The sequence below is a fragment of the Polynucleobacter finlandensis genome (assembly GCF_018881755.1).
Classification (GTDB): Bacteria; Pseudomonadota; Gammaproteobacteria; order Burkholderiales; family Burkholderiaceae; genus Polynucleobacter; species Polynucleobacter finlandensis.
Genome location: NZ_JACVPS010000017.1, coordinates 25,275 through 39,766, shown reverse-complemented (window position 1 = coordinate 39,766; position 14,492 = coordinate 25,275). Strand labels below are relative to the sequence as shown.

14 protein-coding genes are annotated in these 14,492 nt (G+C 46.8%); 10 read left to right on the top strand and 4 right to left on the bottom strand.

Annotated elements, in window-relative coordinates:
- The 3 genes from ICN49_RS10670 to ICN49_RS10660 are packed head-to-tail and all read right to left on the bottom strand — an operon-like array spanning position 1 to position 3,869.
- Positions 1 to 1,260, bottom strand: a complete 1,260-nt coding sequence (locus ICN49_RS10670; RefSeq protein WP_216168055.1) for a glycosyltransferase family 9 protein — start codon at positions 1,258 to 1,260, stop codon at positions 1 to 3.
- A 16-nt stretch (positions 1,261 to 1,276) separates the two neighbouring features.
- Positions 1,277 to 2,320 (bottom strand): lysylphosphatidylglycerol synthase transmembrane domain-containing protein, encoded by a 1,044-nt coding sequence (locus ICN49_RS10665; protein ID WP_216168054.1) that lies wholly within the window; start codon positions 2,318 to 2,320, stop codon positions 1,277 to 1,279.
- Positions 2,321 to 2,360: 40 nt separating this feature from the next.
- Positions 2,361 to 3,869: a glycosyltransferase family 39 protein gene (locus ICN49_RS10660; protein ID WP_216168053.1), complete on the bottom strand. Its 1,509-nt coding sequence runs from the start codon at positions 3,867 to 3,869 to the stop codon at positions 2,361 to 2,363.
- A gap of 69 nt (positions 3,870 to 3,938) precedes the next feature.
- On the opposite strand from ICN49_RS10660, the gene ICN49_RS10655 reads away from it, so the two are divergent.
- Entirely contained in the window at positions 3,939 to 4,775 is an 837-nt protein-coding gene (locus tag ICN49_RS10655; RefSeq protein ID WP_216168052.1) for a DUF3047 domain-containing protein, read from the top strand.
- A gap of 9 nt (positions 4,776 to 4,784) precedes the next feature.
- On the opposite strand, the gene ICN49_RS10650 is transcribed toward ICN49_RS10655, so the two are convergent.
- Positions 4,785 to 7,055 (bottom strand): heavy metal translocating P-type ATPase, encoded by a 2,271-nt coding sequence (locus ICN49_RS10650; RefSeq protein WP_216168051.1) that lies wholly within the window; start codon positions 7,053 to 7,055, stop codon positions 4,785 to 4,787.
- Positions 7,056 to 7,125: 70 nt separating this feature from the next.
- Between ICN49_RS10650 and ICN49_RS10645 the strand changes: the two genes are divergently transcribed.
- From ICN49_RS10645 to ICN49_RS10605, 9 genes are all read left to right on the top strand, one after another.
- The gene (locus ICN49_RS10645; protein ID WP_216168050.1) at positions 7,126 to 7,320 is read left to right on the top strand and encodes a heavy-metal-associated domain-containing protein; all 195 of its coding nucleotides are present in this window, start codon (positions 7,126 to 7,128) and stop codon (positions 7,318 to 7,320) included.
- Positions 7,321 to 7,386: 66 nt separating this feature from the next.
- On the top strand, positions 7,387 to 8,034 hold the full coding sequence (locus ICN49_RS10640) for a DUF47 domain-containing protein (RefSeq protein ID WP_216168049.1): 648 nt from the start codon (positions 7,387 to 7,389) through the stop codon (positions 8,032 to 8,034).
- 11 nt (positions 8,035 to 8,045) lie between these two features.
- Entirely contained in the window at positions 8,046 to 9,056 is a 1,011-nt protein-coding gene (locus ICN49_RS10635) for an inorganic phosphate transporter (RefSeq protein ID WP_216168048.1), read from the top strand.
- A gap of 147 nt (positions 9,057 to 9,203) precedes the next feature.
- Entirely contained in the window at positions 9,204 to 10,292 is a 1,089-nt protein-coding gene (gene apbC / locus ICN49_RS10630) for an iron-sulfur cluster carrier protein ApbC (RefSeq protein ID WP_216168047.1), read from the top strand.
- 6 nt (positions 10,293 to 10,298) lie between these two features.
- Positions 10,299 to 10,838, top strand: a complete 540-nt coding sequence (locus ICN49_RS10625; RefSeq protein WP_216168046.1) for a DUF3305 domain-containing protein — start codon at positions 10,299 to 10,301, stop codon at positions 10,836 to 10,838.
- The gene (locus ICN49_RS10620) at positions 10,838 to 11,392 is read left to right on the top strand and encodes a DUF3306 domain-containing protein (protein ID WP_216168045.1); all 555 of its coding nucleotides are present in this window, start codon (positions 10,838 to 10,840) and stop codon (positions 11,390 to 11,392) included. The genes ICN49_RS10625 and ICN49_RS10620 overlap by 1 nt, the downstream gene beginning before the upstream one ends.
- 11 nt (positions 11,393 to 11,403) lie before the next feature.
- Complete coding sequence (locus ICN49_RS10615; protein ID WP_216168044.1) at positions 11,404 to 13,494, top strand: 4Fe-4S binding protein; 2,091 nt, start codon at positions 11,404 to 11,406, stop codon at positions 13,492 to 13,494.
- Entirely contained in the window at positions 13,491 to 14,135 is a 645-nt protein-coding gene (locus tag ICN49_RS10610) for a TorD/DmsD family molecular chaperone (RefSeq protein WP_216168043.1), read from the top strand. Before ICN49_RS10615 ends, ICN49_RS10610 begins: the two co-directional genes overlap by 4 nt.
- A gap of 113 nt (positions 14,136 to 14,248) precedes the next feature.
- Positions 14,249 to 14,470, top strand: coding sequence for a formate dehydrogenase (locus ICN49_RS10605; RefSeq protein WP_216861202.1), 222 nt, complete (start codon positions 14,249 to 14,251; stop codon positions 14,468 to 14,470).
- Positions 14,471 to 14,492: the final 22 nt, after the last annotated feature.

Here is a 14,492-nt window from a genome sequence, read left to right as displayed (position 1 = left end):
TTAGCGATTCTTTGCTTGATCAGCACCCTGAATTTGAATCGACACCTTCTCGAGGACTTGGGCAACCGTGATGGCTTGCATGCAAACGTTATCGTGACATGGTGTTTTGCGATGATTGGCAGCACTAACGCAAGGTGAGCAGGCTAGATTTGCAGTAATCGCAATCGAATTACCAACAGAGCCATAAAGAGCTGGCGTTTCAGGGCCAAAGAGCACAACAGTTCTAAGTGGGGTCACAGCTGAGAAGTGTCCAGGGCCAGAGTCGTTTGTAACCATCACATCTGACAATGTATAGAGTGGGGGCAATTCAGCAAAGCTTACTTGGCCAGCAAAGTTAATTGCATTTTTAACATTAGCGACTGCGCGAACTTTTTCAACGTACTCAAATTCAGCAGGAGAGCCCGTAATCAAAATAAGATCGTTTGGATACTTTTGATGAACACTAATAATGAGCTCAGAGAAGCGTTGCTGTGCCCAACGGCGCTGTGGCAATAAATCACTCGCATTAGGATTAATCAGAATAAGGCGCTCTTTACCCTGGGTAAATAAAATACCTGCTTCACTTGCCAATTTTTCAATGCGTTGACGGACCTTATCCATTACTACTGGATCAATCACTGCTTGCTCTAATTTCACTTCGGCGTCAGAGATATGAATTTTGCTAAAGGGAACTTCGATCTTGCTTGCGAATGCCGCATGAATCAAAGAGAGAAAGTTCTTCGTAATATGAATATGTGGGTTGTAGTGCACCTTGCGAGTCAGCATGGCACCGCGCCACAAACCTTCGCCATGGAAGATGTGATAACCGACGCGACGACGTGCACCACAAAGACCGGTCAATAAAGCAGTGAAGCGTGAGAACAGCTCTAGATCAATGACAGTGTCAATACGATGACGGCGGGCGATCATTAAAAAACGCAAAGTATCTTTAATCAAGCCACCTAAGCTAGAAGAATCAATCGTAAAAACATTCTCAGGCTTGACTGTGTTCAATAGGGTTAAGCTAGCACGATTACTTTTGAAGATGAGGAAAAATAACTCTGCGCCACGGGCTTGAGCATTTCGCATTGCTGGGTCAACGAGGATTGCACTCCCCATTTCTGATAATTCAATAAAGAGGAGCTTGCGTGGGGTTTCTGGTCCACGAGAGAAGACGTTCTTAATACCGTCTATTAATGCGACAAGCGGAGTTGCTACAGCGCAAAGCGGAACACCGACCCAATGATCGATGGCGCGCATGGTGTTGACACTAATACTCATAGTTTCACTTTAAATATTATTTTCGTTTTAATAAAAAGTACGCACCTGGAAGTACGCATAGTACTGTCAGTGCACCATAGCTCATGGAGGCCAGTACCGTCAGGGATGGATTAACCCCCCACAGTGCTAACACTGAAGATAGCGTTGCTTCACGTAGTCCCCAGCCCGAGATGCTAATCGGTAGCATCAATAAGAGGCTTAAGGCGGGTAGACCAATCATCAGCCCTTCGATGGGCGCATCGGCACCATAGGCTTTTAAACAAAAACCTAAAGCAAGAATAGTCAGGAAGTGAATGAAGATTGCAAAACTCGCTTGGGCAATATTCATTGGCCAGGAAAACGCCAGCTTAATGCCTGGGAGAGCATGATTCATCTGCAGTCGGTCTAATCCTTTTTGGAGCAGATCGCGGCTTGGCGTCCAAGCCAAAATAAAGGCAATCACCAAGCCTGCAAAAATCATGATGGCAGTGACGCCGTAGCCGAGAGCAGTTCCCCACGCGGCTAAAGTGGCACCACCCAAAATGAGTCCGAGGCCACCCAGAAGGTTATTGCCTGCCAAGCCCAATAAACGATCTACTAGCACCATCGAAAAGCTGAGGCGCAATTTAGGAGGTGCGTGTTCAAGATCAACTTTGTGATGCAACTCTTCATCGAGCTCTTTAGTCTCGCTAAATTTACCGCCGCTATTTAAATGGCTTGCTGTGATCGCGCGATAGCTATCACCGCCGAGAGTACTGGGGAGACCTTGATTAATTAATCCGCCTGCGAAGTAGAGTGCAACGTAGTCTGTCGCGCTGCCTTGAAATCCGACTTTGCGCATTAGAAAGCCCCAGCGTAGACCGCCGCAAATAAAAGCCAAAGTAATGGCAAGACCAGCAGCTAAAAACCATTTCGGCTGCATCTTGATTTCTGAATCGAGCAGGGTGTGCCAATCAATGCCGCTAGTGGCTTTCCAGAGGAGAGCGAGGGATAGCAAAATGCGAATAGTTGGCCAAGCACGCTTAAGCATTGCTTTCCACCCAGATGTGGCTTTAGGGGTGGTTTGGGGTATTGAACTCATAGGCGTAAGGATAATGCCTTGGGCACCTAAGGTCTTGAAATTACTCCGGTAAAGCGGTGTTTTGCCAATTAGTGCAGAGACTAAAGTCAAATTTAGATAAATTCTGTCCAAAACGCTGGATTTCAATGCTCTCTAATGGCGCGCATTTCTCAAATCCTGGCTTGTTTCCAGCGGGGTTGGCAAAACTCATTCCAGACCAATTGATGAGCAGCACGCTAGCGCCTGGAGGTAGTTGCCCAAACCAGAGATCGAATTGATCTTGGCGTTGATCTAGGACGAAGACAGGAATTGGACTTGCATACCAGGCTGCGCGACTTCCTAGAGTCCAGTTTTGAACGGCAATACCATCCACCTGATTTGCTTGCGCAAGCTGTAAGGCTTTTTGACCTGCGATTTCCCAGCCATAAAGATCTGCAATCGGATTGGATTTCATGGAAGTTGAAGGAATGCCACCAGCCAGGACCAATCCAAACCCAAGTAAGCACAGCAGAATTTGAATACTTAAAAATAAGCGAATCAAAATGCGATGATGCATTGACCATGCCTTTGCTAAACCAATGCCAGCAAAGGGAGCGAGACAAAACCAAGCAGGCGTTGTCCAGTGAGGCAATCCACCGCCACCCGACAGAGCTGCAAAGATGGCAAATGGGATGAAGAAAAAGCTCAGCAAAGATGTTAAAGATAGCTTGGCACCATGAAAGCAGTTCTTTAGAAACACAAATCCACCAAGCAGTAGAAGAGGGCCAAAACAAGCAATTTGAACACCTAAAAATGCGGCGACTCTGCGCCATGCCCAAGTACTGCCACCACCATGCGCGATTTGATATTTAAAGGAGATCCAGTCGTTTATCCAGTTCCAATACAGAACAGGCGTGATGAAGAGGAGTGCAATGAATGCCGCTAGCCAGAAACCTGCTTTAGTAATCCAAGGTTTTTTGAAGGAGCTGAAAAATACTAAGAGCAGGGCAAAAGCAGCAAAGACACCTGTGTATTTACTTAGTCCAGACAAGCCTAAAAGAGCTCCAATGATGAGCCAATCCCCTAGGCTGAATTGATCTTGTCTTAGCCAGCGCAAAGCCATCAACATCAAGCCAAGACTAAATAGTGACAAGAGGCTATCTGGCAATAAGCCAATAGCCAAAACATGCGGTAGTGGGGCTGCAATGACAGCAAGAACAGCGAACAGACCACAGTTGCTTGCGGAAGGGAGTGCGCTGGTGAGGTAGCCAGTATTGCGACCCTGAATGAAGTGATGAAGCTCAATCGTCACTTGATAAACCAAGTAGCAAGAAAGGATCCAGAGTAATTCTGGGATGAGTCGAATAATTCCTTCGGAGGAAGTCAATGCTACCAGCGGCCACTGAACCCAACCTACTAGAGGTGGGTGATCAAAATAGCTCCATGCCAAATGCTGGGCATAGAGTGCGTAATGCGCCTCATCGACAGAAAACCCAATTGAAAAACCCAGCGCAAGATGAATCAGCGCAGCAATGAAGATGCAAATTGCTGCCCATGTCGATGGCGATTGCGAGGGTAGTGGATAGCGCATCTAGCTCTTTATTGTGTGATCTAAAACGATTTTAGACTTACTTAGCTATTTCTTTGGGACAATATGAGGATGAGTCGCAAACACCCATTTTTCAACGATAAGGCCGTCACCACTCGCTTTTGGGCTTATGGCTGGATATTGATAGTGGCATTCAATTTAGCGGCTTGTGCCGGTCTCTCACGGGATTCAGTGCAAGACGAGTCCGGGCAAGTGCTGTCATTGGATCAATTGCCGGCGCAGGAAGAGCTGCCCAAATTTTCTGCTGAGACTGCACGTGACGGCATGCCAGTGGGGTGGCATTTTTATCGCATCGCCCCATATAAAAAGAATACTGTTTATCGCTTGGAAAATTACCAGGGCAGAACAGTGCTGAGTGCTAATTCCAAAACATCTGCTTCCGGGCTGGCTATTAAGCTAAGACCACGGCAAGCTCAAAATCTCTGGCTAAAGTGGGAGTGGAAGGCGATCGCCCCCATCCCTGAGGCTGATAACACTGAACGCTATCATGATGATGCGCCACTGCGTATCTTGGTGGCATTTGATGGTAATAAATCTAAGTTAGCGCTCAAAGAAAAAATGACCTTTGAGATGGCGAGTTTAATTAGCGGGCAAGAGATGCCTTATGCAACCCTCATGTATATCTGGTCCGGTAAATCACCCGTGAATTCTGTGTTAGATAACGCCCATACATCACGTATCAAAATGATTGTGGTCGATTCTGGCTGGGAGGGTCTAGGAGATTGGCGCAAGCATGAGCAAGATCTTGCTACCGATTACAAGCGTGCTTATGGAGAGAATCCTGGAGAGGTGATTGGGATTGCATTGTTGACTGATACTGATAACACCAAGTCAGAAACGCGCGCACTCTATGGCGATATTGAATTGATTCGGAAGAATCAGAAATAAAATCACTGATCAATGAGCAGGTCGCCACCGTTTTAATAGCAGGGCGTTGCTCAGAACGCAGAAGCTTGACAAGGCCATAGCACTGCCAGCAAGCATTGGCGAGAGATATCCTAGCGCCGCCAGTGGAATGCCCGTGGCATTAAATATAAAAGCCCAAAATAAGTTTTGCCGAATCTTATTCCACGTTCTCTTTGAGATATCAATAGCATCAGCCACTAAGCTGGGATCACCCCGCATCAAAGTAATGCCTGCCGCTTGCATTGCGACATCTGTGCCAGTAGACATTGCCATACCAACATCTGCTGAGGCTAAGGCTGGCGCATCATTTACTCCATCACCTACCATGGCGACCCAGTGACGCTTTGCATGATCACCAGGCATTTGCAATTGCCGAATAATTTCCGCTTTATTGCCAGGCATGATTTGTCCATACACCTCATCCATGCCGATAGACTGCGCCACCCTTGCTGCTGAAGCCTGGTTATCGCCGGATAACATGACCGTACGAATCCCAAGTTGATGTAATGCTGTAATCGCTGCTTTGGCATTGGGTTTGAGCTCATCACCAAAGGCGAGCAGTGCAATGGGGCTTGTTGGTGCTTCTGTATTCATCAATACCGAAACGGTTTGCCCAAGATCAAAACAGGCTTGTGCTTTTGCAAGAATGGATTGGTACTCTGGATGTGCATCAAGCGAAGCAATGCTTTGCAAACACAGTCGTTTGTCCGCCCACGGACCAAAGTTAGGAATGCCTGCAATTCCAATGCCTGGCAAGGCTTTACTTTCAGAGTTTGCAATTGGAGAAATATTCTGCTCTTTTGCTGCATCTAGTAAGGCTTTGGCCAAGGGGTGCTCACTTCCCAATTGCAGTCCTGCTGCAGTAGCTAAGATTTCTGATTCAGGTGAGCTTACAAAAGGCATCAGCGCTAGCAGTCTCGGGTGACCAATCGTCAGAGTGCCCGTCTTATCAAAGGCGACAATATTTAGTCTGTGTGCTTGCTCCAAGACTTGTGGATCTTTAATCAAGATGCCAAAGCGCGCAGCTACGCCAGTCCCAGCCATGATGGCCGCAGGAGTGGCCAGGCCGAGCGCACATGGACAAGCAATCACTAGCACAGAGACAGCTCGCAAAATTGCAATCGATGCGGAATCTAAATACAACCAGTTAGCAATACCGGTAATGATGGCAATCACAATCACTGTAGGTACAAAGATGGCGCTGACTTGGTCAACCAGTTTTTGAATCGGTGCTTTTTGTGTTTGTGCTTCTTCTACTAAGTTAATGATCTTGGAGAGAACGCTTTCTACACCAACCGCTTGCGCCTCAATGATGAGGACGCCTTCGCCGTTCAGTGCGCCACCAATGACTGTGGAGCCCACCTGTTTCTTCAGGGGCTCGCTCTCACCCGTTAGTAAAGACTCATCTACATGGCTATTGCCCATCAAAATGATGCCGTCAACAGGGATTCTTTCTCCTGGCAATACTAGGACACGATCTTTTGCGAGAACTTGATCTAGCGGGAGATCCCGATATTGATCTAATGCAGTATTGCGATCAATGACAAGCGCAGGATCTAAAACCTTGGCATGCTCTGGCCACAGTTTTTGCAGCGCTCGAATTGCTTCACTGGTTTGACGTTTTGCTCTTGCCTCCAGCCACTTGCCCAATAAGACCATGCAAATAATGACTGCCGCACCTTCAAAATACAGCTCATGCTGAGCGTGAACCGAAGTCAGCATGAGATAGACGCTTAAGCCATAAGCAGAGCTAGTCCCTAGGGCAACGAGTAAATCCATATTGCCAACACCGGCCATGAGTGATTTAAAGCCAGCTTTGTAGAAGCGCCACCCCAGAATGAATTGCACTGGTGTTGCTAAGGCGAGTTGCCACAGCGGGGAAAGGCTCCAATGAATACCAAATGGCATGAGAAACATCGGCAAAAAGAGTGGGGCAGACAAGGTAAAACTCAGAATGACTCGAGCCAGGCCATCTGCCGCCCAAAAAGACTTCGGTGGTTTTTCGCAATGAGGACCCTTGGAGTCGCTAAGTTTTGCCTCGTAGCCAGTTTTTTCCACTGCGGCAATCACATTTGCGATGGTGGTCAAAGAGCCGCTCTTTAGTCTAATCCGGGCCTGCTCAGTCGCTAAATTGACGGTTGCTGCTTCGAGGCCGGGAATCTTACCCAAAGCCTTCTCAACTCGCCCAACGCAGGAGGCACAGGTCATCCCACCAATATCGAGGGTATAAAAGTCTGAATTTGCTGTTGTTGGGGTGCTCATATAGAAGATAATCTACCTTATGACCTCTTTACAGGGGGATTACTTGACCAAAATCGAAGGGGGATCTGCCATGATCAGCTTGAAAGTATCTGGAATGACCTGTGGGGGCTGTATTAATGCCGTTACCCGTGCAATTCAGGCTCAGGACCCTCAGGCTCAGGTCTTCGCAGACTTGGCTGCACAAACAGTTGAATTAGAAACCAGCTTAAGCTCTGAGATTGCCGGTCAACTCATAACAGATGCGGGTTTTCCAGTCTCTAGCTAAGCTTTGTTTAGAATCTCATCAAACCTAACAAAACCCGTAGTTTTTGTTCCCAAAGGATCGTGATTTATGTTCTTCAGTAAGCTAATGCCTCACGATGGTAACTTTTTTGCATTATTCAATCAGCATGCCGAGCAAATTGTCGCCGCATCCGAATCTTTTCTGAAGTTCATTGAGCATTACAACGATGATGCTCTGCGTGCGAAGTACACCCAGGAAATAGACAAAGCAGAGCACGCTTGTGATGATATTGTGAAAGAAGTGCATCGTCGCTTGCACAAGACCTTTATTACACCCATCGATCGTGATCAAATTTTCTCCTTGATTAACACCATGGATGACGTAGCAGATTTGATTCAAAATGGCACTGAGGCAATGCATCTCTATAACGTCAAGCAAATGACGGAAGAAATGTTGCATATGGCTCAGTTATGCAATCAATGCTGTATCTGCCTGAAAAATGCAGTTGGCACCCTCAAAGACATTTCTGATCCTGAGGTAGCAAAAGCAGCCCTAAAGACTTGTGATGAGATTGACCATCTAGAGTCTGGTGCAGATCGACTGCTTTCAACTGCGATTACCAGATTGTTCCGCGAAGAGACTGAAGTACGTGAGCTCATTAAATTGCAGCGCATTTATGAGTTGCTTGAAGAAGTGACTGATAAATGTGAAGACGTTGCCAATTTGGTTGAAGGCATCGTTCTTGAGAACTCTTAAGGCCGATTAACTTGCCTTCGATACAAGCAGCTTTTTGGGTGGTAGCGCTCTTGGTAGCGCTAGCGTTAGCCTTTGATTTCATGAACGGCTTTCATGATGCGGCAAACTCTATTGCCACAGTAGTTTCTACTGGCGTCTTGAAACCCCAGCAAGCAGTTATTTTTGCTGCATTCTTTAACTTCCTCGCGATTTTTATTTTCCATTTGAGCGTTGCGGCGACCGTTGGCAAGGGAATTGTTCACCCATCATCGGTGGATTTGCATGTGATCTTTGGTGCTTTAGTCGGCGCGATCATTTGGAATATCCTGACTTGGTATTACGGCATTCCCTCTAGCTCATCTCATGCTTTGATTGGGGGATTGGTTGGCGCCACAATTCCTAAGGCTGGTTTTGCAGGCTTAGTTTGGTCCGGCATTATTAAGACAGTAGCCTTTATTTTTATTTCACCGTTTGTTGGCTTCTTGCTTGGCTCTCTGATGATGTTGTTGGTGGCTTGGGTTTGCAGAAACAACAACGTAGCAAAAACAGATCGCTGGTTCCGTCGTTTGCAATTAGTATCAGCCAGTGCTTATAGCTTGGGCCATGGCGGTAATGACGCGCAAAAAACCATCGGCATTATTTGGCTCTTGTTGATTATTACTGGCTACGCTGAAGCTGGTGCTAGCATGCCGCCAACGTGGACCATTATTGGTTGCTATATCGCTATTGCCATGGGTACGATGTTTGGTGGTTGGCGAATCGTTAAAACCATGGGTCAAAAGCTGACAAAGCTCAAACCGGTAGGCGGCTTTTGTGCGGAGACGGGTGGGGCAATTACTCTATTTGCTGCAACAGCCCTTGGCGTTCCTGTATCGACTACCCACACAATTACTGGGGCTATTGTTGGTGTTGGTTCAACGCGGCGTGCCAGTGCAGTTCGTTGGGGTGTGGCTGGCAACATCGTCTGGGCTTGGATCTTTACTATCCCAGCCACTGCGCTGATGTCGATGGCGGTTTATTACTTAAGTCTCTGGATCTTCTAAATCCAGCCATTTGCCCTGTAAGTCCTGACTTTTCTGCAAAGAATCCCTTGTGCGGTTAATCTACCCACTATTCAAAAATTCGCAATAATTCACAAATCGATGCATCAAGATGTCCAATGAGGACATGGCTATTCTTAGGAGAATGTAGTGGCAGTCACTATTGAAGTTGTACAGGCGGCGTTAAAAGGTCTCGTTGACCCAAACACACAAGTGGATTTTGTAACAGCAAAGACTGTTAAAAATTTACGCGTTGAAGGTGGTGATATCTCCTTAGATATTTCCCTGGGGTATCCCGCAAAAAGTCAGTTCGAAGCAATCCGTAAATCGGTTATTAACGTGTTACGTAATTTGCCTGATGTAAAAAATGTCAGCGTCAATGTCAACAGTCAAATTGTTTCGCATGCGGTTCAGCGTGGCGTGAAGCTGTTACCAGGCGTTAAAAATATTATCGCTGTCGCTAGTGGGAAGGGTGGTGTGGGTAAATCAACTACTGCCGTCAATCTAGCATTGGCTTTGGCTGCAGAAGGCGCCCAAGTGGGTATTTTGGATGCTGATATCTATGGACCAAGTCAGCCGATGATGCTTGGTATTACTGGTAGACCAGAATCGATTGAAGAAAACACGATTGAGCCTATGGAAGGTCATGGCTTGCAAGCAAGTTCTATTGGTTTTTTGATCGAAGAAGATGCACCCATGGTGTGGCGTGGCCCAATGGTTACTTCTGCTTTAGAGCAATTACTTCGCCAAACACGTTGGCGTGATTTGGACTATCTGATTGTTGATATGCCTCCAGGTACAGGCGATATTCAGTTAACACTTGCACAAAAGGTACCCGTTACTGGCGCTGTGATTGTCACCACTCCTCAGGACATCGCCTTGCTAGATGCACGTAAAGGCCTCAAGATGTTTGAGAAGGTTGGCGTACCGATCATTGGCATTATTGAGAATATGAGTACTTACGTCTGCCCAAAATGTAATCATGAAGAGCATATTTTTGGCACTGGCGGCGGCGAAAAGATGTGCAAAGAGTATGGGACTGATTTCTTGGGCGCTTTGCCATTAAATCTTTCCATTCGTGAGCAGGCCGATGCAGGGCGACCTACCGTAGCTGCCGACCCTGATGGCGCGATTAGTGCCATCTATAAAAATATTGCTAGACAGGTTGCAATTCGAGTTGCTACTCTCTCAAAAGATATGAGTAGCAAGTTTCCTAACATCGTCGTTCAGAACACCTGAGGATTTATGCGCTTTGCGGTAGTGATGCGTAAACAGAACATCGACAACCCATGGATTTCATTTAAATGGGTGCCGCAAGAGGTGTTGCCTGATTTTGGTCAATTTGCAGCCACTACAAAACATCACAATCAGATTTCTGGGCAGTTTCTAGGGCGCGATGATGGTGGCGAGTCTTGGCTCTTTACGGGATATGAACTCAATTTATTTCCGGATGAAGTCGAAGGCTACTACCTCAATTTATCCGCCACTCAACCATGTTGGTTTGTGATGTGGCGTTTAGAAGAAGATATTGAGCGCTATATAGATGGGCAATCTATAGCGCTCGCTAAATCAGAAACCACTACCGCTGTACCTCACCGCCTGTCAGTCAGTTATAACGAGGCAGGGCGCTTATTAGATGGCGGTGAATCGGTAGATAACATTCCGATGACAGTTGAGCATGCTTCTTGGTTGCAAGAGTATGTGAATGAGCATTACCATCCCGAGCCTAAGAAGCGTCACCGCCCTGAATCATTTAAGGGCGCCGATCGCCCGGTGGAAAAATAATGGCTGGGGGCTTTCTGAATCGCTGGTCACGCCGTAAAGCAGGTGAACAAGTAGAGCCAGAAAAAAAACCAGTAGATTTAGTCAAGCAGACAGAAGTCGTAGAACCCAATACGCTATCTCAGGAGCAAGACCTTCCGGCGCCTGTCACCCTAGAAGATGTTGAGAAGATTGATCGCTTTGCTCCCGACTTTTCTGCTTTTATGAAGCCCGGGGTGGATCCCAGTGTTCAGCAAGCCGCCCTGAAAAAGATGTTTTCAGATCCCCATTTCAATGTGATGGATGGCTTGGATATTTATATTGATGATTACTCTAAGCCTGACCCCATTCCTTTGGAAATGCTCAAGCGCATGGTGCAGTCAGATATGCTCAATATTTTCCGCAGGGATGACGGCAGTACGGAGGAAGATGAAAAGCAGCTTGCTGCCACTCCCTCTGAGGATAGTGGGAAGCCTTTGCTATCTAGTGAGAAAGTTGATTTAACATCCACACATTCAAGTGCTGATCTAGGTGGGATTTCCTCAGACAGCACTCCTTCGGACAAGAAAAATAGTTAAGAAAATGATTCATGAGCCAAAAATTAGTCTGTAACTGCAACGGCACCATGCCTTTAGATGCAAAGGCCTTAGGCGTCACGATGCATACCTCTTTGTGTCGACAAGAGGTGGGCTCTTTTCTGAAGGCGTTGGATGGCGATGATTCACTGGTCGTTGCTTGTACCCAAGAGGGCGCCTTATTTAATGAGTTAGCCGCCCAAACCGAAAAGCCATTGGTAGCGCCATTGCGCTTTGTGAATATTCGCGAAGTTGCTGGCTGGTCCCAAGAGGCCAAAACATCCGGCCCTAAGATTGCCGCTCTACTTGCTCTAGCAGAAATGCCTGAGGCCGATCCAGTGCCTGTGGTGAATTACGAAAGTCTGGGAAGATTGCTGATTGTTGGGCCTGGGACACAGGCTTTACCTTGGGCGGAAAAACTGAGTGACTCATTGGATGTCTCGGTTTTATGTACCGAGCCTAGCGCTTTACCAATTGCCAGAAATTTCCCCGTCTATACCGGAAGCGTTACCAGGCTCGATGGCTATCTCGGTCATTTCTCAGTCGACTGGGATTTACAGAATCCGATTGATCCAGAGATGTGTACGCGTTGTGGCGCATGTGTGGATGTTTGTCCAGAAAATGCAATTGACGATGCATTTCAGATTAATTTGGATAAGTGTAAATCGCATCGTGCTTGTGTAACCGCTTGCGCAAGCATTGGCGCTATACAGTTTGATCGGGTTGAGCGTCAGCGTAATTCAGAATTTGATTTAATCATGGATTTACGCGTTGATCCCATGATGCGGATGAGTCAGACGCCTCAGGGATATTTCGCGCCAGGGAAGGATCCATTTGAGCAAGCGCTTGTCGCCAATCAATTGCTCGAATTAATCGGCGAGTTTGAAAAGCCTAAATACTTTTCCTATAACGAGAAAGTTTGCGCCCATGGGCGTAACGGCAAAGTCGGTTGCAATGCGTGTATTGATGTTTGCTCTACTGGTGCCATCACATCCTTGTTTAAGAGCGGGCAGGGCACAGTTGAAGTCAACCCCAATCTTTGCATGGGTTGCGGCGCCTGTTCTATGGTTTGTCCGTCTGGCGCAATGCGCTACAACTACCCAAGCGTTGAACACCAAGGCAAAGAAATCAAACTACTGGCCAATGTATTTGGCGCAGAAAGCATTAAAGCGAAGCAAACAGTTGCACCGAGTTTGTTGCTGCATTCCCTTAAGGCTGGTACAAAGTTGATTGATCTGCTGGGCCGCTCAGCACATTTGCGGTCTAAGCAGTTTGAAGGCTTACCTTCCTTTGTTTTGCCTTATGGCATTGAGCATATTGCTTCTACTGGCTTGGATCTTTGGCTAGGTGCTCTGAGCTACGGCTTTGGTGAAGTGATCTTGCTTTTGAGTGGTGACGAGGATCCGGCCTATCGTGAGGCATTAGAAACCCAAAGCGCTTTAGCCAATGCCATTTTGAAGGCTTATGGATTTGACGCCCGCATTCAGTTGATCCAAGCTAGCGCTGCTGATGACCTTGCGCCAGTTTCGCTCGCTATGGGTAAATTACGTCAGCGTGGCTCCTTGCCATCGGCGTGTACTCCAGCAACTTTTGGATTGAGCAATCAAAAGCGAGAGACTCTTGAAGCTGTTTTAGAGCATCTACAAAAGCAGGCTAAGACACCTATTCCGATCGAGGGTGTTGTATTGCCGAAGTCCTCACTCTTGGGCGGGCTGAATATTAATAAAGAGGCCTGTACTCTTTGTATGTCTTGCGTTGGCAGTTGTCCAGAAGGTGCGTTATTGGATAACCCCGAAGAACCCAAACTATCGTTTATTGAAAAGCAATGTGTTCAGTGCGGGATTTGTGTGCAGACATGTCCAGAACAAGCGCTTACCTTAAGTCCGAGATTATTGACTGTTGAACAGCGTAAACAAAGAGTGGATCTCAATGAGACCCAAGCCTTCCATTGCATTAGTTGCGGCAAGCCCTTTGGCACCATGAAAATGGTAGATCTGATGTTGGCTAAGTTGGGTGCGCACGGCGCTTTTGCTGGCGCTGCGATGGAAAGACTCAAAATGTGTAGTGATTGTCGGGTAGTGGATATGGTGAAAAAAGAAACATGAGTGAACAAGCAAAAGAAAATGCCTCTACCGAAGTGGGTGACGTAGGCTTGCCAGAAGATCTTGCTAGAGCTGACTTATATGGCTTGATCGCTCGACTCTTTCATCAACCACCAGATCAAGACCTCCTGAATTTAATTACTGCATCCATTCCAGAGGGTCAAGAAAGCCAGGCGGATGATGCCCCCTTATCCAAGGTTTGGCATAGCGTTGTTGAAGTGGCCAAATCCAATACGGCAAAAGCTTGGCACGATGAATTTGACTTGAACTTCATCAGTGTGGGGCGCCCGAATATTGTTCTCAATGGCTCTTTTTATATGGCAGGCCATTTAAATGAGCGTCCACTAGTCGAAATCCGTCGTGCCTTGGAGGCTTTTGGTCTAGAGGCGGCTGAAGAGGTGACTGAGACGGAGGATCATATTTCTGCACTGTGTGAAGTAATGCGTTACCTCATCGCCGGGGATGATGTGGAGATCTCTAACCTTACTAATCAAAGGGTTTTTTTCAATGACCATATTCGTCCTTGGTATGACGAGTTGTGCGATGCAATTGAAGGCATTCCTGAGATGCATCTGTACCATCCCGTGGCCGCTCTCACTAGGGAATTCCTGGCAATTGAAGGACAGAGCTTTGACATGATTTGATGTTGCGTCGCAACATACTTTGCCTTAACTAAGAAATGTTTCAAAGATGTGTCAAAAGTGCTATTTCCATTTACACTTGACGGAGATCAAGAATAATCAAATAGGAGCAAGCAATGAGCACTAAATCTACAACTGCAACTATTGAAGACAATAAGCCGTCTCGCCGTAAATTTTTTATCGGTGCAAGCGCAGCTGTTGGCGCTGTGGCAGTGGCATCACAAACCACTATTGGTAAAGCGGTCATCCAAGAGATTGGCAGCAGCGTCAAAGGTAAAGACGATGGTTACCAGTTATCCGAACATGTTCGCAAGTATTACGAAACCACTTTGCTTTAATCAATCGTTTTTTAAAAATATA